This window comes from Emticicia sp. SJ17W-69, assembly GCF_051209875.1.
Classification (GTDB): domain Bacteria; phylum Bacteroidota; class Bacteroidia; order Cytophagales; family Spirosomataceae; genus Emticicia.
Genome location: NZ_JBNTQY010000001.1, coordinates 1,846,273 through 1,864,620, shown reverse-complemented (window position 1 = coordinate 1,864,620; position 18,348 = coordinate 1,846,273). Strand labels below are relative to the sequence as shown.

Sequence of the window (18,348 nt, the reverse complement as noted above, 5' to 3'; positions counted from 1 at the left end):
ACATTGTTTCTCTTTAAGCGAACAATCTTACAATAAATTAAAAAAAATATTTCTTAGGAGGTATAAATCTAAGTATGTCTTAGCAGGGAAAATATAATATCTTCATTTTTAATAAATCAAGGTTCGTTTATATCTCATTTTGTATAGTTAATGCAAATATAATTACATAATTACTGGTAAAGAAAAATACATTGAAGAGCTGAAAATGATATTTCTTTATGGTTCCACTCATATTAAACTTGATTTGGTTTAAGAAATTTGACCGCCGTTTCTGAGATATTTCAAGGTACGTTTACTAAAAGATGGAAAACTACGACTTATGTTTATGTCAAACAGCAATAAAAATATCAATGCTTTGTTGATAATATTAAATATAAATAATTCATCCCATGAAAGTATTTTTGTGTACATTCATAGTATTTTCAACTTTGATTTCGGCAACAATGAAAAACACCTCACCTATGTTATTAAAATACCTTATTAGAGAACCCAAAGTAAAATCAGCACATCCTTCATTACTTATTTTACTGCATGGTGTAGGCGGAAATCAGGCAGATTTGTTTTCATTTGCCAATCAATTACCTGATAAATATTTAGTCATTTCAGCACAAGCACCCATCCTATTAGGAGAAAATCGCTTCGCTTGGTATCAAGTCGATTTTTCGACTGGAAAGCCTGTTTTTAACTTTGAACAGGAAGAAAAAAGCAGAAAAATTATCATTGATTTCATTGAAGCATTAAAAGAAAAATATGGGGTCGATAGCCATGAAATTTATTTATGTGGGTTCAGTCAAGGTGCAATAATGAGTTATAGTGTTGCCCTTACAAGACCTGATTTAGTAAAAGGTATTGCCATCATGAGTGGACGATTATTGGAAGAAATAAAACCTCAAATAGTGCCTAAAGAAAAGTTAAGTCATTTGAAAATTTATATTTCGCATGGTTCATCTGATAATACTTTGCCTATTCAATACGCAATAAGTGCTAACGCTTTTCTGCAAACAGTTGGTTGTACACCTATATTTAATCAGTATAATGCGGGGCATTCCATTAATAATGAGATGCTAAATGATTTGTTGAACTGGTTAAAATAAAATTTATTTTACAATTTATTATAATTTAAAATCTTGAAAAACGAGAGTGAAGGATAAATGATTAACTTCTGAAGCCTTTTAATTCTACGATTAAAACAAAAAAAGCACTCATTTCTGAGTGCTTTTTGCGGTCTGGACGGGACTCGAAAGAATTTCACAAACCACTTATAATCAATATCTTAACTAACGCTTAATTTCAAAGGAGACCGAAAAAGCGACCTCTCGCTTTTTCTTGACTTGATTAAATTTGACTTTCAAATCATGTTTCAAAGATAGCAACTCCGTAATAAAAATCAAATAATATTAGTTAAAATACGTCAAAATAAATCAAATTTTATGGGGATTGGAGACATTGCTTTGAGAAGATTTCTATAATCTTAATTGGTGTTTTAGTCGGTTAGGTAAGTTTTGACATCTTCAGATTTAAGACCTGTAAAGTAACAAAATTCCTCTATCGAAACTAATTGATAAGATTCCTTTTTCAAATGTTCCTTAATGCGTTTCAAGAGTTTCCTACCATACCTTTCTGTTCTGCCTGTAATACGCTGCACATCTTTTGGATATACACACATTCGAGATACCTTCAACATACATTTTTGATGCTTTATTTATGCTTTTTCTATTGGTTTTGGATTATTCAAATAAATTCCTCAGCTTTTCTCTAAACGCATAAATTGTTACTTCCTTTTGTTGGTATATAATAAATTTACATTTAGTGATTGTTTATAGATTTTGTAACTCAAATAGCTCTTGTACTTTTGCTTGTAACAATTGCTTATCTATCAGTTTTGTTGAATAATCTATTACCAAAGCTGGTGAAACATTGCGATTAAGTGCATATTCTACTACAGTTTTACTTTTTGTTTTACATAGCAAGATTCCAATACTTGGGTTTTCATGTGGCTTTTTGATTTCTTTGTCAAGGGCTTCTAAGTAGAAATTGAGTTGTCCAAGATGTGAGGGAGAAAACTTTTCAATTTTCAACTCAAAAGCAACCAAGCAGCATAATTCTCGGTGATAAAACAAAAGATCAATATAAAAATCTTCCATATCAATCTGCAATCTAAACTCTTCTCCTACAAAAGAAAAATCGCTTCCTAACTCCATGATAAAGGTTTTTAGGTTTTTTATGAGAGCTTTTTGAAGGTCTTTTTCTGAGTGGTTTTCTGGAAGTTTCATAAATTCTAATACATAAGAATCTTTAAAAACACCAGTAACATCTTTCGGATAAGTTTGTAAAGACGTTGGCAATAATTTATCTGCTATAATGCTTCGTTCAAAGAGAGCGGTTTTTAATTGTCTTCTTAAATTTTTAATATTTAACCTGTCTTTCAATACCAATCTGATATAAAATTCACGCTCCTCAAGACTTTTCGTTGCACTCAAAATCTCCAAATGATGTGACCAACTAATTTGTGTCGATAGCGTCGACACAAATTCATTATCGGGATAAGCTTCATAGAATTGTCTCATTCTATACAAGCCTCTTTTAGTGAAATTAGTCAATAATGGGTCTTTTTGTTGAATATAATCGGCCAGTTTTTCTACCGTCTGATTTCCCCATTCAGCTTTTTCTAAGCGTTGATGTACATACTCGCCAATATGCCAATATAGCAAAATCTGTGTGTGATTTGCTGTTTGATAAACTCTGTTTTTAGCCTCTTGAATAAGAGCTAAAATATAATCGAACTGTGTATTGTTTTGATTATCTGACATTTAAGACTTCTAATTTACTTTTAAAGTGAATTTGGTAAATTGATGATTCACCAAATTTATAGTTTATTTTTTGAGTTAGCAAAAATACTCAAATTATCAGAAAATGCCTTTATCGGAACGGATAGCACGCTTCATTTTACTTTCAAAATAGACTACTCTACATTCGAGCCATGAAACGACTATTTTTTTCTTTGGCTTGGCTCTTAGTGAGCTTTTCGACTTTCGCTCAAATGCTTGAGGGAACTGTTGTGAGAGTGTTGGATGGCGACACTTATGATGTGGAAGTGAGAGGCACTAAACTTCGTTGTAGGTTGATTAATGTGGATGCTCCTGAAAAAGACCAATTCTATGGTCTGAATGTAAAGAGCTATGTTGAGAATATCTTGTATGGAAAGATGTGCGAGGTGCGATTGGTGGCTACTGATTACTATAAACGTCATGTGGTAGAAATCGTTGTGAATGGTGAGCCGTTGGATAGTTTGCTGATTTCAAAAGGTTTGGCTTGGAGAAACCCTTATTTCTGTACTAAGGAGGATTTGGATTGGATAGAACTGCAAGCAAAGCAAATAGGTTTGGGGCTTTGGTTTTGTAAAAACCCTACTGCTCCTTGGATTTGGAGGAATTACAGTCGAAGGCAAAAACGTATTGTCAGTCAATGTTTGTGAGTTATGGAATTGATTTTAAAAAGAACGTATTTTCAAGATGGAACCAATGGTGAGATTTTTCTTGATCAAGAAAAAATCTGTTGTACCATCGAATTGCCTTGGAGAAACAATGAAAAACGTATTTCGTGTATTCCTGAAGGTAGATACCAATTAAAAAAACGGTATAGTCAAAAGCTGAAATTTCATATTTTACTTAATGATGTAACTGAAAGGGATTTGATTTTAATTCATCCTGCCAATGAAGCCTTGAAGGAGCTAAAAGGCTGTATTGCTCCAGTTTTGCAACATACATCTGCAGGCAAAGGTATCAATTCTCGATTTGCAAATGAGCGATTGAAGAAACTTGTTTTTGATGCTTTTGCAAAAGGCGAAGAGGTATTTTTGAAAATTGTGCCTTTGGCTCCGCTCAGCCACCAGTAATGTAAATTAAATTTTTATAATATTATGATACAGGAAATAGCAAAACGGGTGAAGAAACCTACACCCAAGTTTTTTAAAGTTGTGCGAAATATTGGATTGGCTTTAGCCAGTATTAGCGGAGTGATATTGGCTGCACCTGTTGCCTTGCCAGTTGGTTTAATAACGGCAGCGGGCTATATCGCTGTAACTGGTGGAGTTATGGGGGCAATCAGCCAAATGACAGTTGAGGGAGGGGAATAGTCAGTGGGCTAATGATGGAATGAGTGAATTGATGAATAATAAGGAACTTACAAGAATTGAAGAAATGGGAAATCATACGATAGATAGTGGAACGAAGGTAGGGACGATTGGTGGAACTTTGGTTAGCTTTATAGCCAGCCTCAATCCTGCAGATTTGTTGAAGACAGCTATACTTTCGATGGTGGGTGCGGCAGTAAGTTTCTTAACCTCTCTCTTACTTAAACAAGTGATCCGTTGGTTAAAAAGTAAAGATTTTTGGTAGCGAATTGCTGCCATTGTTTGATGTAGGAAGGAAAAGCGACTTCGTTTGAGGTCGCTTTTTTTATATTATTATCCAATCATGGCTTTCTTTAATCCATTGAAACAATGTTTCGGCATTATGTTCTCCTGTTTTCCATGAGTATTCACGAAAAAATTCAGACAATCTATAAAAACGTCCATCTTTTTCATTACCTCTTAACCATTGCCAAAAATTAGTACTTTTCACAAAAACAGTATTTCTTTTTTTATTTTTGATAGATGGTAAATCTTCAAAAGGTTGCCAAGTTCCATCGACAAGCTCATAAAAATATAAAATCTCATTTTCTTCATCATACTTAAAGCCAAGTCTATCAAATGGATTTAGTCCTTTTCGAGAGATTGTTCCTTCTTTACCTTTTATTCGATTGATATGAATACCCACTAAAGTATTTCCCGCTTCAAAGCTTTTGATGATTTCATATTTGACCCATCTGCGAGAATGAGTATTTTTCCCGATTAAAATAATGGTAGCGTCAGAATCTATCAGTTTTGAGTTATCAATTCTCTTTTTAATTTGTGCATCAGTTTTTGCTTTAAACTCTTCCCAAATTGATTGGTCTGTTAATAAACCTTTATAGCATTTAAGTTTTGAGCTATTCCGAATGATATTGGCTTTAAAATTGCCAACATCTTCATAATGAAATGAATAAAAAACATTAAAATTATCCATAGTTATTTACCTGCGTTTCTTGCTGCTTCTTCGACCCATTTACCTAAATTATTATATCCATCATCATCTATCCAATCGTAGGTTTTATATTTTGTGCTAAAATAAACGGCCCCACCACTACTGTCCTTTCCAATTTCACCAAAATATTCATCCCCCTTTGACGAAGTATTTCCGTAATTATCTTTTATCCTATTGATAAATATGCCTAACATTCCATTGCCTCTTGAATAACTTTTTTCCAATTCGTATTTTACATAAGGGCGATTACTAGTATCTGAACCAATTAACACCACTGTTACGCTTGTTCCATAAAGTTGATTATCTATCCATCTTTTAATAGCAATTTCTCCGCCCTTTTTTATTTCCTCAAACTCGGCTTTATCAATAAATCCTGCCTTTTCAGAATTTGGCTTTGTAACCCAACTGTTTCTTACAATATTTGCCCTCCAAACATCATTTTCATAATGGAAGCTAAAAAATACATGTCTTGCCATATTTTACTTTTTTAAACTGTTTAATATTTTCTTTAAATTCTTAAATATATCTTCTTCTGATAAGCTTGTATCTCCTAATTTTTGAAACTCATCTCTAAGGTGTTTATGATTTGGATAATATGTGTCAAAATCTACTATTAATTCATTTAATAATTCTAATGCCATATATCCTGTTATACCAATAGGAATTAAATAGCATCCTTGTTCTTTTGCAATTTCAAATTCCTTCCTAACACCGTCAGCCATAATTATATTACCACTTTTATCTTTTTTATTACCAAAAATAAAAATAGCAATGCCACTCTGGTCTATCATCTTTTCACGATACTCATGCCATAATTCAGGTAGTTCTTTATTACCAGTTTTGAATTGTGGGAATGGACGAAGAATTAATTGACTTTCATTATACTTATCACTTTTGTCATAAATTGCTTCTAATGCCCCATTTATAACAGCACTTCCAACACCCCAACCAAAACCATTAACTATTCTAAACTTATTTTCAACGATTTGCTTACTGAGTTTATGAATAAAACCCTGTGCAGTATCTTTATCCATCAATCCATATTCTTCGGCACTTCCTGAAATAAAAATGGTATTTGCTTTAAACGAAGCCTCAACTTGTCTTAGAATTTCAGTTATATCATCATAATCATCGATTAGCAATGCTTCTATATGGTATCTCTTCAGTTCTTGAATCTGCAATTCTTGTTTACGCTTTTTATACTGATATTCAGCCTCATCTTCCGGTTTATTACCGAAATTCGTACGATTAACTCGTCTCATGGTGCAATAATGAATTCTCCCATTTTCCTGTTGTTCAATACGTACTCTACTCAAAATATAGTCAAGATTAGGGTCTTCAAAACTGAACCCAATGAAGAGAAAGGTCTTTTGTACTAAGTTCCCTTTCAGGGCAGTTACAAACGGTAAGTGTGTAAAATGATATACTTCATATTGGTCTTTTGTAAGAATTGCATTAGCAGCATCTTGGGTATCTCCGTGCATCTTAAAAACTGTTGCATGACTACCATAGACGTTTTGATTGAGGTCTCTCACACTCCTTTTTACAGCGACTTTTTTTCTTTCTTCTTTAAGTGCCTTCTCAATTAATGTATCATAATTTGTTGTCCAATAAGTTGAAATTGGAAGCCGAGCTAAAATTCTGTGATTTTCACTTGTCTCAGCTTCTTCTGAAAATTCATTCAAAATTTTCTCATTTAGTTTTTGCTTACTGCCTTTATGATTTACATGAAATTGAGCCAATGATATCAAGTCATTTTCTTTATCAATTTCAAGTTCTAATTCTTCTGCGATATCTTTAAGAAGCTGCTTCCAATCCACATAACCACACGCTTTTGACATACCCGCTCCTGCAAAAATTGCAACATTATCATCTTGTAAATTATTTGAAAAATCTTTGATGAATGTTTGTATTTGTGTATCAAATTTTTTCATAACTATCGCTTATAAGGTTTAATACCATTCATCCAATCCTCATAAACAATATATGATTCCTCAGATTCTCTTATATAAATTCTGACAGGACCTGCTTGACTTTTCTGAATTGTTAAGTAGTAATAAAGTCCAAGATACTCAGTACCTTTAAATGATTTATCATTATTTACTGAAATTGGCAACACTGCAACCTTACCATTTTTTATACCATCAAAATATCCACATTCCCAAGGCATCCATTTAGATTGACCAGAATTTGTAGAAAAAGCATAAAAAAGACATTTACAATTTTGCATTCGCTTTTGCAAAAGTTCGGCAGTTTCTTTAGAAACAGTACTTCGATTCATTTGAGGGTCTTCAATCCAATCAATATAAACGGAATATCCTAAATCTTCCAAAATTAGTTTTGTACCAGCAACCAACTCTTTATCTTTTGTACTGTGAGAAAGAAATATGTCATAAGTTTTTGACTTATTTAAAGTGGACTGTTGGTCTCTGAATGACTTTTCTAAAATCTCAGATGCTTTTTTTGACTCTGTTATAATCCCGCTTAATCCTCTTAAACTTTCTCTTGCTAAGCGATTTCTTACTTCTTTTTCTGTTAATAACATATATTTTTAATGATATTTAAAAGTGAAATTAGGGGTTTTATCAACCCCTAAAATATTATTTTTCTTTACGCACCCCTTTAAATGGCGTACCATCTTGCTTAACATCCATGAAACGGCCCGTATTGGTATCTCGTTTTACGAATTGCTCTGTTTGGGGGTTGAATGTTTGTGAGCGATCACGAACTGCTCCGTGGCGTCCGCCACCTTTTGCTCCGTTTGTTGCCATAATAAAATACAATTTTAAGTTTTTTAAAAAATTAAACTAATTGCAGCCTATGGTACTGGAACGCTTTTGTGAAGAAAAATAAAACGAATATAAATTAGAAAAGTACAATTATTGGAATTGATTATAACTATTTCTAACTTTGTAGCGTTATTACAACACAAAGCGTTCACGAACGGGTGAATAAACCCGCTTCAAGTACAAAACCGCTTAATACTCTTGAAAATGCTCTTCTATGTTTGGCGACGGCGAGAGCATTTTCTTTTTTATTCAGCTTATTGAATTTATATGTTAAAATGTCAGTTTTCTCTTCAAATAGTATAATGTTTTAGTTTTTGGACATAAAAAACCTTAACGCTTCTGAGTTTCAATTAAAATGCCATAGAATATTTTGTCAGCTATTTATGCCATATTGACAGATTTAATTAATACTATAGTCAATTAATGACTTTGGTAATCTGTATGAATTTCTTTCAAAGCAAACCCTACCCCTTATAATTGCAGGGTGTATATTTATTTTTTTAGAAAACTGAAATATTCTGTAATCCTTTAATACATCACCCTCTGCATTATAAATTAGCCATTCGTTTAAAGGAATTAAGTTATTTTTTGCAAACTCATCTGCTTCTTTTTCTTCCTTACTATTTTTATATTCTTTTTCCTCAGCAACTAGATCAATAAAACTTGCATTTCTATCATTGACTAAATGTAAAAAGATGTGGCCTAATTCGTGAAATAAGGTAAATGCAAAATTATCAATCCGCTTATGGCGAAATGTAATCCCAATTGCTGGATTTTCATCTGACCAAAATGAATAACCATCAATTGCTGCTTTATCCGCTTTTTCTTGGTAGATAATTTTAATACCAGCATTATTGAGAATTAGTTTAACCTGCTCTTTTAAGTTTTTATTTGTATGAATTGCGTCTCTTAGTTTAGGGATTACCTCACTCTTCAATTCTGGTCTAAATTGATTCACTTCAACACTTTTGGCCTGATACTCTAAATATTTAACCCAACCAATTAAGTTGATTTTATCTTCTTGAAGTTTATCAGACTTTCTGAACCTGTGAAACTGAGGCGTCGAAACAGCAGCAGCTAATAAGTTAAGATTAGTAACATTATAAATTTTATTTATAGTATTAATGTCTTCAATAGGGTTATTTGTTAATAAGTTTTGTGACTTGAAATACTGAATAGGTACATATACTTTCATCATGTTCCAGGCTGCTATAGCAGTTGCTTGCTCTTGAACCTTGCTTTGCAATTTAGCCAAAGCAAGGTCATAGTTATTCTGTGCATTCATCCAAAAATCAACAGAAATGCCAAGAGCCGCTTCGAGCAAGATTGCAGTTTCAGCATTTAATGAGCGTTTACCTTTGATTATTTCGTTTAATTGTGATTTTTGCATACCAATCTGTTGGGCAAACTCTTGTTGAATAATACCCCTTGCCTCCAGTTCGTCTGCCAACATTTCCCCCGGATGAGTGGCAGAAAATGGGGTTAATTCGGAAAGGTTTATTGGTTTCATTAGGTTATGATAGTTAAGTTTAATGGTAATGATTACTTATTTCTTCAAGAGCAAATATTACGACTTGGAAAGGTTCTTTATCAGATACTATCTCTTCAAAAATTAGGCGATACTGGTCATTTATTCTAACAGAGCTTTGTCCGCCTCTATCTCCAGTTAATTTTTCATATTTTAGACTTTGTATGATATACATATCTTCAATACGAGAGATAGCTTGTAGTTTATCTACAGTTTTTCTATACTGTTTTATTATTGTCGGGTTAGATTTAAATCTGTTATCATTAACCTTTTTCCCTTCATATAAATCTACTAAAAGTTGGTTTCGGAATAATATCTCCATTTATTAAACATTTAAGAAACAGCAATAAGTTCACAAATATGTGAATAAAATAATTAATTTAAAAGCAAGTTTAATTATTTATTTATAAATACTCTCTTATTTCGGAACAAACATGCCACTTCAACATACTTGACTAAGAAAATACGTTTGTATCAATTATTCTTGTCATTGAAATCTTTTTTATAAAAATAGTTTTTCATTTTTTCTAATCTTTAAAATGTATTGTGCAGTATGGCAGAACAGATTGGTTTAATTAAGTACAAAGGTAATTTGGGGGGACTCTCAGGTTATGCACAAGGTGGTAAAACCTTGATTCGTCGTGCTGGTGGAGGCTCGAAAGAACAGTTTAATAATTCGCCTACGATGGAACGAACTCGTGAGAATGCTGCGGAGTTTGGCAATGCTGCTACCTCGGGTAAATTGTTGAGAGATGCCTTGCGAATTGTAATTGCACAGGGGTCAGATAAGTATTTGACGGCTCGTGTTACTCAGAAAATGAGTGAGGTAATCAAAAAAGATGGTGTTAATGCTCGTGGGCAGCGTGGAGTTTTGGATGATGAAACGAGCTTATTTGAGGGTTTTGATTTTAATCGAAATGCTGTTTTTGGTAGTGTAGTTTATCTTAAACCAGAGGTGAACGTCAGCAGACAGGATGGCAATATTTCAGCAAAGGTCCCTGCTCATAATGCTAAGATTGTGATTGCAGCTCCTCGTGGGGCCACACACTACCGCTTTTTGGGTTGTGCATCGAACGTTAATTTTGAAGCTTCCGAATTTGCAACAGTTGACGGGGAAAGTGATTTTATCTCTATTGTCAATTCAGCAGTACCAGAAACGACTTTGGATTTGAATTTGGGTGGTGCTCAAAACCAAGCACTCACTTCTCCGATTTTTGTGGTTGTTGGTGTGAGTTTTTTCCAGGATGTGAACGGAGAAAAGTATCCTTTGAAAAATGGAGCTTTCAATGCTGTTAAAATTGTAAAAGTTGATACTGGGGTGTAATAAGTTCACGGTTTATCATTTGAATGTTACAATTTATCTCACCAATTTATATCTCAGTAGTTTATTTAGTTGGGATTCAATTAAAAAAAGCTGACAGTGAATGTCAGCTTTTTTCAAGATTACAAATTTAGAAACATATATTTATAACATTTCAAACATCTCAGCAAGTGTGTTAAATAACACTTAAAAATTCGTCCTAGCTTCCATTACTATTTTCTTCCAGATCATTGAAGCTATGTTAGACTTTTCCAAGACGAAAACCTCCAAAATAATAATTTGCATAACATGGAAAGCCAACATTAATGCTATGTTTAATAATCTAAATGCTTGTATAGGCAAAGTAGAATTTGATTTTTTAGCTATCTTGTAGGAATATCATTTAGGTGCAGGGCTTTATATTATACAAACATATTTCTTTATGATTGGTTTTTGAACTGTTTTGAATAAAAAAATCAGGGTCTCATGTAGAGACCCTGATTGAGTACAAATTAGCTATATTGAAAGAAATGCTTTACTTGTCTTCATCGATTGTAAATAATATGTTTTCTATACTATTCTCAAGATCTAAACTTTCTGAATTTATTTCACTTTCAATTCTGTTAGAAGTTTCTAAAGAAGGGGTTTCTTGAACATTTTTTAATTGTTTTTCAATTGCTCTTGTTCTTACACCTGCATCGCCAATGGTTTTTGTTGCAGCCATTAATTGCCTTTTTGTTTTTTCAAGTACATCACCGAATTTACCAAATTCTTTTTTTACAACACTTAATATGTCCCAAACTTCAGAACTTCTTTTCTGAATTTCTAATGTCCTAAAGCCCATTTGCAAACTATTTAACAATGCACTTAATGTTGTCGGGCCAGTAATAGTTATTCTATAATCCTTTTGTAACAATTCAAATAAACCTGGTGTTCTCAATACTTCTGCATACAAACTTTCAAAAGGTAAAAACATAATTCCAATGTCAGTTGTATTCGGAGGGTCGATATACTTTGTTCTAATGTCTTTAGCACTTTTCACAATTGCATTTTTGAAAGCTTTTCTTAAACTTTCCAATTTGACTGGATCGCCATCATCATAAGCATCTACTAGTGCTTCATAATCTTCCTTGGGAAATTTTGAATCAATAGGAAGCCATAATGTTTTTTCTAAACTGTTATTATTAGGTAACTTTATTGCAAATTCTACAACTTCGCCACTGTCAACCTTAGTTTTAACATTTTTCTCATATTGTTCATTGGTTAATAAGTCTTCAAGAATATTTGCTAATTGATATTCACCCATTATACCTCTTGACTTTACATTTGTCATTACCTTTTTAATATCTCCTACACTAATTGCTAGTGTTTGCATTTCACCCAGGCCTTTGTGAACTAATTCCAATCGCTCACTAATAAGAGTAAAAGAATCGTTGAAACGTTTTTCGAGAGTCGATTGTAATTTTTCATCAACTGTAACTCGCATTTCCTCTAATTTCTTACTGTTCTCTTCTTGTAGTGTTTTTAACTTTTGTTCTACGGTCTCTCTAATTTTATCAAGCTTATTTTCAGTATCAGTTTTTAATTGTTCTTGCTTAATTAATAAGTCATTGAATTTAGTTCTTTGAAACTCATTAAAATCTTTTATGCCATTTGTGAATTTATCTTCGAATGATTTTAAACTTGTGGAGAGTTCATTTCTATTATCTTTTGAACTACTAGAAAACAATTCAGTGAAGGATTTTAAGGTTTCACCCAATTCTTGTCTATTGGCTTTTGAGGTTTTCTGTATTTCTTCTCTGTTATTTGAAAATTCTGTTCTAATTAATGGGTCAATTCTAGAAATTTCATTTTTTAACTCTCCAGAATTAAAAGATGTTTTTTTTAGTAACGAAATTAAAATGTTTATTACCAAGAGTAAAAGTCCAACTATCAATAATATTTCTGTTAGTGTCATATGTTCTATATAAGTTTTGGTGACTCGATTAAACGAGTAGATATTTATACGAATCAGTATCCTGTATCCATCAAAATTACGAAATAGACACAAGTAACTATCCCAAAGTACATATTTTTATTAAACGGTACACCGACCCCCTTCCTCTTACTAATTCTAAAGAAAATAAATGTAAATCACCAAAATAAAATATAGATTCCTATCAATTCAGAAATCTATATTTACATAATCTCAATAATCTCACTCAACTGCGTAGTATAACACTTAGAAATCCGTTCTTGCTTCAAGTGCCGCTTCCTGCCAAAGCCTTGTTTTCCGATACGAACTTTTTCGCGTCCAAATCGAGCGTTTAATTTATCCATCGCATGATTTCAACGGGCAAGTGTAAAAATAGTATCCGACTATGTTGCACTTATCTGTCAAGTTAAACTAAAGTCTAAGCAGGCTACAGCTCTTAATTTTACTGCAATACCGGCTATTATTAGTATGCATTGTTATCTACTGGCGAGTATTCCAAATTTATCAGACAATAAGAATTTTATTCAACAAAGTGCTTATCTTTTCATTAAACCAGGTTGTCTTTGCTAATAATTCCTTATCAAGGTTGAATTTTTCGAGGTAGTGTCTATTAAAACTCTTTTTAAAACCTTTGTCTTTTTTACCTGCCATATCAAAAAATTTATAAAAAGTTTCAAATGAGTCGCTTTTTAAAGATAAAATTATTTCATCCTCAGGATTATTATCCATTGTCGCTCTATCATTATCAGTAAAGTCGGTATATCCTAATCTCGCTAATTTATAATCTTGAATAATTGAATCAATTTTACTATTTTTTTGATTTATAAGTTCAGCAATATATTCATCTTTTTTAAACCCAATTATGACTTCAGAAATGTTATCTGGATGATATAGGTAATTTTCAAAGCAGTAATACTCTAAAATAAAGTAATTTTCATGATATGGCAAATTTGTTAAAATACTTATTTCATTTGAGGTTAAAAAATCTCTGTCACGTAAGGCAAATTTGTCCTTTTCATTCTTAGCAGCAAAATAAACTGCTCTAGAATCCTTCAAAGCCCAAAATTCAATCCCTTTTATTCCTATTGAATTATAGTATGTAACATTATCCCCTTCACAATAAACAATCTTATTACTAATTTTTTTTGATTTAGAAAGGCTAACAATTGCTCTTAATAAAGTATGTTTCCAACTATCAGAGGTAAGGTCATAGAAAATAGCACCAAGTTCAGGGTATTTTTCTCGAATATTTTCTTGCAGTTGTTCAAATTGAGTAAAAACCACAATTCTATTTGGCTGAATATATCCTTCTCCAATCTCTAATTCCTCTAGCAAAAGAACTCCACCGTCTTCTTGAGGCTCGGTTTCACCATGCCTAAAAGGAATATGCATGTCGAGAATGAGTAAATCATACTTTTCTGATAGTAGTTGCTTTTGGGCGGAAATCTGGTCTCTTGCGACTTCTACTTTAGAATTGGGAGTAACTTCACTAAAATAAAGTTTAACTTTTTCAATTTTAAAATCACTATCATCAACCAGCAATATTGTTAGGGGAGAAACTATGTTACAGTTCATTAAATTTTAAAATTTTCAGTTAATAGTTTAGTCAATTCTGTTTTCCATTTATCTTGGGAGCCTATAAAATAAACTGTATCAATGTAAAAATCTCCGAATTCATTTCTTAGTTCAAGTTTAAGTGTATCCAACGTTTTTCCATCACTATAAACATCATAACCTGTGACAACAATCACTCGTGTAACAATATCATTTATATCAATTTCATTTAAAATCATTCGACCTGCATATGTTTCGAAACTTCCTCCAGATTCTTGTGCTGTTTTTTCATATATATGCATACTCATGTCAAGTAAAACCAGATCATAAATGTTTGTCATTATTTCTTTCAATCCAGATTGATAAGACTTACGCCAAGTAAATGCTGAATTCGAAATTATACTACTTACAAATTTTTCAAGATGTTGATGTTTTAACTCATCATCTTCTATTATTAAAATTTTCATACTTTTAATCCATTAGTTTCAAACGAAATAGTGATATTTAATTTATTGGAGGCCAGATGAAAATCAAAATCACTATATTTTCTATTTAAATCAGAATTTATGATTTTTTTGATTTTAGGAAAACCAGTTCCTCCTTCTCTACTAATATTTGCATCTGAGCTCTCCCAGTTTTCTTTTATTGCATTCAATTTTGCGATATGCAAAGATGCATCGGAAAGACAATTTTCAAAATTTAAGAATAAGTTATTCTCCTTTTCATAAATGATCAAATTTGCATTAACCTCTTCACATGGTAAATGACAGTGTTTCACTATATTGAACAAACAATTGTTCATTAGGTCAATAATGTGCTGGTGATATTCTCCTGAAATATTAAAGTTTGGACAAATATCTTTTGCAATTTCAAAATTGAAATTGGGGTTTAGATTTTTTGTGATTTGAATACTTGTTTCTGCTAATGTTTGAATTTCATATTCTCCCTCAATACTGCTTTCAGAACGTCTAAACCATTTTGAAATATTGCTTAATTTGGTTTGAATTTCAGTTCTACAAGTCATCAAATTATTTAACAATTCAGATATAGAATTTTTATCAAGAATGGATAAAAGTTCTAAATGGAGATTGTCTATAAGTTCTATATATCTGTCTCTAAATTGAATATTAAATTTATTGCGAACAACTTCGAGATTGATTTCTGTTTGTTGCCATAATATCATTAATGCTTTATCAATAAAAACATCAATATTTAAAGTTTCATCAAAGTCCTCTACAAAAAGAAATATTAAATCATGTTCGTTATAAGAATAATCAAATAGTGCATCAAATTTTTCGTTCTTTTGCTCATTTTTGCATTGGATATAATTATCTTTAATGTCTTTTGAGAATATATCAACGTCCTTCGAAAATTGACCCAGTGACGCTTGCAATATTGTCATATGTTCTTCGGATAAACTTAATTTGTCTTTCCAAAATTGATTTATGGCATAAACATTATCTGTCTGAGCGGTAACAAGAAAATAGGTTTCGAAGACACTTCTTAAATGGTTCGGAAGTGTCCCATGTCGAATTCGTGTACTCAAATAGGCATCTAATCCATATTCCTTACTGAAAATAAATAAATCTCTTATGTATAAAAAATATGATACAAAAATTCTAAAGGCTGGAAGATACAAAACAACATCTACATCTTGCTCTTTATACGTTTTGTTCTTTTCAGCTTCAACAAATGTTACCTCACCATTTTCTCCAAATTGAATAATTGAACTGACATCTTTGTATTCATTATTATTTTTTACATAGGCTAATAATTTTACATAGCGTTCAAAAGATTCATTTGTTAAAGGAGAGACTTGCTCAGTTGACAATACACTTTGCTTTTCTGATTTTTTTAATGTTTGACGAATTTTATATTCATTAACAAATATTTTGCGTTCATCTATACTACCAATTACCAATTACCTTACTAATTGTGTTCTTCTGAGTCAGTTCTGCAATTTCATTTTTATATGAATCATCATTATCAATAGTTGCTAAATATTTAGTTATAATAATTCTTTCTTCGTTAACCTCATATGAACTATTAAAAAACTTTGATAATTGCATAATTTCAGGGATACATACATATTTGAAGAAAAAAAATAGTTTATCTAAATCAAAATGATTTGGAATACCAAGCAGTTCGCTGGGTTTATTTACTATATTACCATTTAAAAACAATTCATATGATTGTTTAACTTTTATTTTGTCAACATTGCTAATTTTCAATAAAATAGGTAATTCAATTAAAGTTGATTTGTCGCCAACATTTTTGAATTTTGATTTAATAATTATATTATTTAGTTCGTCAACAGCCATTTTCTTTGTTAAGTGCTGATTCTTCAGATGTGTTTCCACAAATAAAATAATTGCATTTCTATAATCTTCCTTCTTTAAATAACATGAAAACAAATAACTAACTATTTCATAATAAATTGTAATTGATAGTTTTTTACTCTTAAGTAAATTCTTGCAAATTTCTATACACTCATCAGTAAGCCCTTTCAACATTAAAGAACGAATTTTATATAAAAAATTTTTGTTGTCCGCAACATTTTCAAAATGCTCATTTAGTTGGGTTGAGATAAAATTCAAATAAAACTGCGAATATAAATTTACTGTAATACTATCTTTAATTGTATTTTTCAAATTGTTTATATATGTTTTTGCTTGGAATTCCTTTTGATAGAGATTCAATACTAACTGAGGATTGATGAATCTTGAATTTAAATTCTCTAAAAATTCATAATTTATTGCAGATTCCCACCCCAACTGTTCAGAAATGAAGGAGTATAAATGAAGACCAATATGCGAGTTATTAAAAATATAAGAAAGCTTAACTAATTCCACTAGAGAATTATCCGTATTTGTATTCTTACTTAAAATGTTAAAATAGTACGAGGCAATTTGATTTAAAAAGCTTTCATTTTGAGTAATTGGCTCGTAATCCTGATTCAGTTCTACAATTGACTTGGAATAAATCTCTAATAGTTCCAAGTAGAAACTTGAATAGTTTAACAAATATGCCTTGGATAAATCTTTGCTACTGTTGTAATTTCCTTTTGTATATTCATCGAGAATATGAATAATTTCAAAATTTATATCCTCATTATTTAATATGTAGGAATTATCTGATGCTAAAAGCATCTGTTTTAGCGAAATATCATCTATTTTTTCGTGAAGTTCCTGTAATAAAACAACAATAAAGCTATTTTCTTCAGGTTGTTCAGAAATAAAATGCTGGGCTATTCTGATAAATAAAATATATCTGTCGATTATCGATGCATTGCTCTCTTTATAGAGTATTTCTGAAAGATGTTTATATTTTGAATAAGAGTAAAAGTTCCCTTTGTATCGAAAATATTCAATTATTCCAGCAAATTCATTATTCCTATTCAATCCTTCTTGTTCTTGCCAACTATTAAACTCTACATTGTACTGAAAAAAAGAAACATTTTTTTCGATTTTAAAACTTGTGAAGCTACCAAAAACTTGTACAAAAGCATCATTTTTTTCGTCCAATACTTTATTTCTTGTTTCCCAATTCTTTTCAGAACCAAATTGATATTCGTCTATAATGAATCTATTTTCTATACTCCAATAAGAAATACAAACTTCTGATTCGATTTCATCTAACAATAATCTGGAGTGCTCGTAATTCCCTAATAATAAATTGTGTTCATATTTGTTTTTTAACTGAATGAATTTATTGATAATAGCAGAACTTTCAATAAAAGCTAGAACTTGCCAGTTCATTTCTTTCTCCAATGAATCAGTAAAGTAATATGAATCAGATACTCCTAATTCTTCATAAGCCTTCGGAAGGTGATTCTTCCCTAAAATAGCACTATTTAGAAGACTGGTTGCTGACCTCAAGTCTTTTTGGTACCTCTCAACAAATTTGGATAATTCTTTATAGTTTGCACAAAAAGTTTTAATATTATTTACAAGTCTTCTTTTATCAGTTCGATTATGAAAAAAGGATTGTTTAAACTGAGAGAAATTCATATTGTCAATTTAATTGTCTGAACTATTTTAGTATATAAAAATATTGTAGATTATGCTTTCCGCTTGAAC

Annotated in this window: 21 protein-coding genes; 6 read left to right on the top strand and 15 right to left on the bottom strand. The window is 31.3% G+C overall.

The window, feature by feature from the left end; all coding sequences use genetic code 11:
* Positions 1–389 precede the first annotated feature (389 nt).
* Positions 390–1,094 carry an alpha/beta hydrolase gene (locus tag ACQUQZ_RS07645; RefSeq protein WP_435354281.1) on the top strand — a complete coding sequence of 235 codons (705 nt, stop codon included), beginning with the start codon at positions 390–392 and terminating at the stop codon, positions 1,092–1,094.
* A 389-nt stretch (positions 1,095–1,483) separates the two neighbouring features.
* Here ACQUQZ_RS07645 and ACQUQZ_RS07640 read toward each other — a convergent pair whose 3' ends face one another.
* Positions 1,484–1,684: a hypothetical protein gene (locus tag ACQUQZ_RS07640; protein ID WP_435354280.1), complete on the bottom strand. Its 201-nt coding sequence runs from the start codon at positions 1,682–1,684 to the stop codon at positions 1,484–1,486.
* Positions 1,685–1,817: 133 nt separating this feature from the next.
* Positions 1,818–2,810, bottom strand: coding sequence for a PDDEXK nuclease domain-containing protein (locus tag ACQUQZ_RS07635; protein ID WP_435354279.1), 993 nt, complete (start codon positions 2,808–2,810; stop codon positions 1,818–1,820).
* Between the two features lie 170 nt (positions 2,811–2,980).
* Here ACQUQZ_RS07635 and ACQUQZ_RS07630 point away from each other — a divergent pair, with 170 nt between their 5' ends.
* Genes ACQUQZ_RS07630 through ACQUQZ_RS07615 form a run of 4 tightly spaced genes read left to right on the top strand, consistent with a single transcriptional unit; the run spans position 2,981 to position 4,397 of the window.
* Complete coding sequence (locus ACQUQZ_RS07630; protein WP_435354278.1) at positions 2,981–3,475, top strand: thermonuclease family protein; 495 nt, start codon at positions 2,981–2,983, stop codon at positions 3,473–3,475.
* A gap of 3 nt (positions 3,476–3,478) precedes the next feature.
* Positions 3,479–3,895 (top strand): DUF5675 family protein, encoded by a 417-nt coding sequence (locus tag ACQUQZ_RS07625; RefSeq protein WP_435354277.1) that lies wholly within the window; start codon positions 3,479–3,481, stop codon positions 3,893–3,895.
* Between the two features lie 24 nt (positions 3,896–3,919).
* The gene (locus ACQUQZ_RS07620; RefSeq protein ID WP_435354276.1) at positions 3,920–4,135 is read left to right on the top strand and encodes a hypothetical protein; all 216 of its coding nucleotides are present in this window, start codon (positions 3,920–3,922) and stop codon (positions 4,133–4,135) included.
* A 31-nt stretch (positions 4,136–4,166) separates the two neighbouring features.
* A complete protein-coding gene (locus ACQUQZ_RS07615; protein WP_435354275.1) occupies positions 4,167–4,397 on the top strand; it encodes a hypothetical protein in 231 nt (76 codons plus the stop codon).
* Positions 4,398–4,457: 60 nt separating this feature from the next.
* Here ACQUQZ_RS07615 and ACQUQZ_RS07610 read toward each other — a convergent pair whose 3' ends face one another.
* The 7 genes from ACQUQZ_RS07610 to ACQUQZ_RS07580 all read right to left on the bottom strand — a co-directional run bounded on the left by ACQUQZ_RS07610 (position 4,458) and on the right by ACQUQZ_RS07580 (position 9,762).
* A complete protein-coding gene (locus tag ACQUQZ_RS07610; protein ID WP_435354274.1) occupies positions 4,458–5,105 on the bottom strand; it encodes a TIR domain-containing protein in 648 nt (215 codons plus the stop codon).
* A 2-nt stretch (positions 5,106–5,107) separates the two neighbouring features.
* Positions 5,108–5,599: a TIR domain-containing protein gene (locus ACQUQZ_RS07605; protein ID WP_435354273.1), complete on the bottom strand. Its 492-nt coding sequence runs from the start codon at positions 5,597–5,599 to the stop codon at positions 5,108–5,110.
* 3 nt (positions 5,600–5,602) lie between these two features.
* Entirely contained in the window at positions 5,603–7,057 is a 1,455-nt protein-coding gene (locus tag ACQUQZ_RS07600) for an SIR2 family protein (protein WP_435354272.1), read from the bottom strand.
* A gap of 2 nt (positions 7,058–7,059) precedes the next feature.
* Positions 7,060–7,668 carry a toll/interleukin-1 receptor domain-containing protein gene (locus ACQUQZ_RS07595; RefSeq protein ID WP_435354271.1) on the bottom strand — a complete coding sequence of 203 codons (609 nt, stop codon included), beginning with the start codon at positions 7,666–7,668 and terminating at the stop codon, positions 7,060–7,062.
* Positions 7,669–7,723: 55 nt separating this feature from the next.
* Positions 7,724–7,894, bottom strand: coding sequence for a hypothetical protein (locus ACQUQZ_RS07590; RefSeq protein WP_435354270.1), 171 nt, complete (start codon positions 7,892–7,894; stop codon positions 7,724–7,726).
* A 418-nt stretch (positions 7,895–8,312) separates the two neighbouring features.
* The gene (locus ACQUQZ_RS07585) at positions 8,313–9,422 is read right to left on the bottom strand and encodes a HigA family addiction module antitoxin (RefSeq protein WP_435354269.1); all 1,110 of its coding nucleotides are present in this window, start codon (positions 9,420–9,422) and stop codon (positions 8,313–8,315) included.
* Positions 9,423–9,441: 19 nt separating this feature from the next.
* The gene (locus ACQUQZ_RS07580) at positions 9,442–9,762 is read right to left on the bottom strand and encodes a type II toxin-antitoxin system RelE/ParE family toxin (RefSeq protein WP_435354268.1); all 321 of its coding nucleotides are present in this window, start codon (positions 9,760–9,762) and stop codon (positions 9,442–9,444) included.
* 231 nt (positions 9,763–9,993) lie between these two features.
* Between ACQUQZ_RS07580 and ACQUQZ_RS07575 the strand changes: the two genes are divergently transcribed.
* On the top strand, positions 9,994–10,764 hold the full coding sequence (locus ACQUQZ_RS07575) for a hypothetical protein (RefSeq protein WP_435354267.1): 771 nt from the start codon (positions 9,994–9,996) through the stop codon (positions 10,762–10,764).
* A gap of 511 nt (positions 10,765–11,275) precedes the next feature.
* Here the strand turns inward: ACQUQZ_RS07575 and ACQUQZ_RS07570 are convergent.
* From ACQUQZ_RS07570 to ACQUQZ_RS07545, 6 genes are all read right to left on the bottom strand, one after another.
* Complete coding sequence (locus ACQUQZ_RS07570; protein ID WP_435354266.1) at positions 11,276–12,697, bottom strand: DNA recombination protein RmuC; 1,422 nt, start codon at positions 12,695–12,697, stop codon at positions 11,276–11,278.
* A 221-nt stretch (positions 12,698–12,918) separates the two neighbouring features.
* On the bottom strand, positions 12,919–13,059 hold the full coding sequence (locus tag ACQUQZ_RS07565; protein WP_435354265.1) for a DUF4113 domain-containing protein: 141 nt from the start codon (positions 13,057–13,059) through the stop codon (positions 12,919–12,921).
* Between the two features lie 160 nt (positions 13,060–13,219).
* Positions 13,220–14,290: a hypothetical protein gene (locus tag ACQUQZ_RS07560; protein WP_435354264.1), complete on the bottom strand. Its 1,071-nt coding sequence runs from the start codon at positions 14,288–14,290 to the stop codon at positions 13,220–13,222.
* The gene (locus ACQUQZ_RS07555; protein WP_435354263.1) at positions 14,290–14,736 is read right to left on the bottom strand and encodes a hypothetical protein; all 447 of its coding nucleotides are present in this window, start codon (positions 14,734–14,736) and stop codon (positions 14,290–14,292) included. Before ACQUQZ_RS07555 ends, ACQUQZ_RS07560 begins: the two co-directional genes overlap by 1 nt.
* Positions 14,733–16,190, bottom strand: a complete 1,458-nt coding sequence (locus ACQUQZ_RS07550; protein ID WP_435354262.1) for a hypothetical protein — start codon at positions 16,188–16,190, stop codon at positions 14,733–14,735. The genes ACQUQZ_RS07555 and ACQUQZ_RS07550 overlap by 4 nt, the downstream gene beginning before the upstream one ends.
* Positions 16,177–18,279 (bottom strand): hypothetical protein, encoded by a 2,103-nt coding sequence (locus ACQUQZ_RS07545; RefSeq protein ID WP_435354261.1) that lies wholly within the window; start codon positions 18,277–18,279, stop codon positions 16,177–16,179. Before ACQUQZ_RS07545 ends, ACQUQZ_RS07550 begins: the two co-directional genes overlap by 14 nt.
* Positions 18,280–18,348 lie beyond the last annotated feature (69 nt).

Coding starts and splice junctions, on each gene's coding strand:
- ACQUQZ_RS07645 (WP_435354281.1), top strand. CDS start 390: ATGAAAGTATTTTTGTGTACATTCATAGTATTTTCAACTTTGATTTCG.
- ACQUQZ_RS07640 (WP_435354280.1), bottom strand. CDS start 1,684: ATGTTGAAGGTATCTCGAATGTGTGTATATCCAAAAGATGTGCAGCGT.
- ACQUQZ_RS07635 (WP_435354279.1), bottom strand. CDS start 2,810: ATGTCAGATAATCAAAACAATACACAGTTCGATTATATTTTAGCTCTT.
- ACQUQZ_RS07630 (WP_435354278.1), top strand. CDS start 2,981: ATGAAACGACTATTTTTTTCTTTGGCTTGGCTCTTAGTGAGCTTTTCG.
- ACQUQZ_RS07625 (WP_435354277.1), top strand. CDS start 3,479: ATGGAATTGATTTTAAAAAGAACGTATTTTCAAGATGGAACCAATGGT.
- ACQUQZ_RS07620 (WP_435354276.1), top strand. CDS start 3,920: ATGATACAGGAAATAGCAAAACGGGTGAAGAAACCTACACCCAAGTTT.
- ACQUQZ_RS07615 (WP_435354275.1), top strand. CDS start 4,167: ATGAATAATAAGGAACTTACAAGAATTGAAGAAATGGGAAATCATACG.
- ACQUQZ_RS07610 (WP_435354274.1), bottom strand. CDS start 5,105: ATGGATAATTTTAATGTTTTTTATTCATTTCATTATGAAGATGTTGGC.
- ACQUQZ_RS07605 (WP_435354273.1), bottom strand. CDS start 5,599: ATGGCAAGACATGTATTTTTTAGCTTCCATTATGAAAATGATGTTTGG.
- ACQUQZ_RS07600 (WP_435354272.1), bottom strand. CDS start 7,057: ATGAAAAAATTTGATACACAAATACAAACATTCATCAAAGATTTTTCA.
- ACQUQZ_RS07595 (WP_435354271.1), bottom strand. CDS start 7,668: ATGTTATTAACAGAAAAAGAAGTAAGAAATCGCTTAGCAAGAGAAAGT.
- ACQUQZ_RS07590 (WP_435354270.1), bottom strand. CDS start 7,894: ATGGCAACAAACGGAGCAAAAGGTGGCGGACGCCACGGAGCAGTTCGT.
- ACQUQZ_RS07585 (WP_435354269.1), bottom strand. CDS start 9,422: ATGAAACCAATAAACCTTTCCGAATTAACCCCATTTTCTGCCACTCAT.
- ACQUQZ_RS07580 (WP_435354268.1), bottom strand. CDS start 9,762: ATGGAGATATTATTCCGAAACCAACTTTTAGTAGATTTATATGAAGGG.
- ACQUQZ_RS07575 (WP_435354267.1), top strand. CDS start 9,994: ATGGCAGAACAGATTGGTTTAATTAAGTACAAAGGTAATTTGGGGGGA.
- ACQUQZ_RS07570 (WP_435354266.1), bottom strand. CDS start 12,697: ATGACACTAACAGAAATATTATTGATAGTTGGACTTTTACTCTTGGTA.
- ACQUQZ_RS07565 (WP_435354265.1), bottom strand. CDS start 13,059: ATGGATAAATTAAACGCTCGATTTGGACGCGAAAAAGTTCGTATCGGA.
- ACQUQZ_RS07560 (WP_435354264.1), bottom strand. CDS start 14,290: ATGAACTGTAACATAGTTTCTCCCCTAACAATATTGCTGGTTGATGAT.
- ACQUQZ_RS07555 (WP_435354263.1), bottom strand. CDS start 14,736: ATGAAAATTTTAATAATAGAAGATGATGAGTTAAAACATCAACATCTT.
- ACQUQZ_RS07545 (WP_435354261.1), bottom strand. CDS start 18,279: ATGAATTTCTCTCAGTTTAAACAATCCTTTTTTCATAATCGAACTGAT.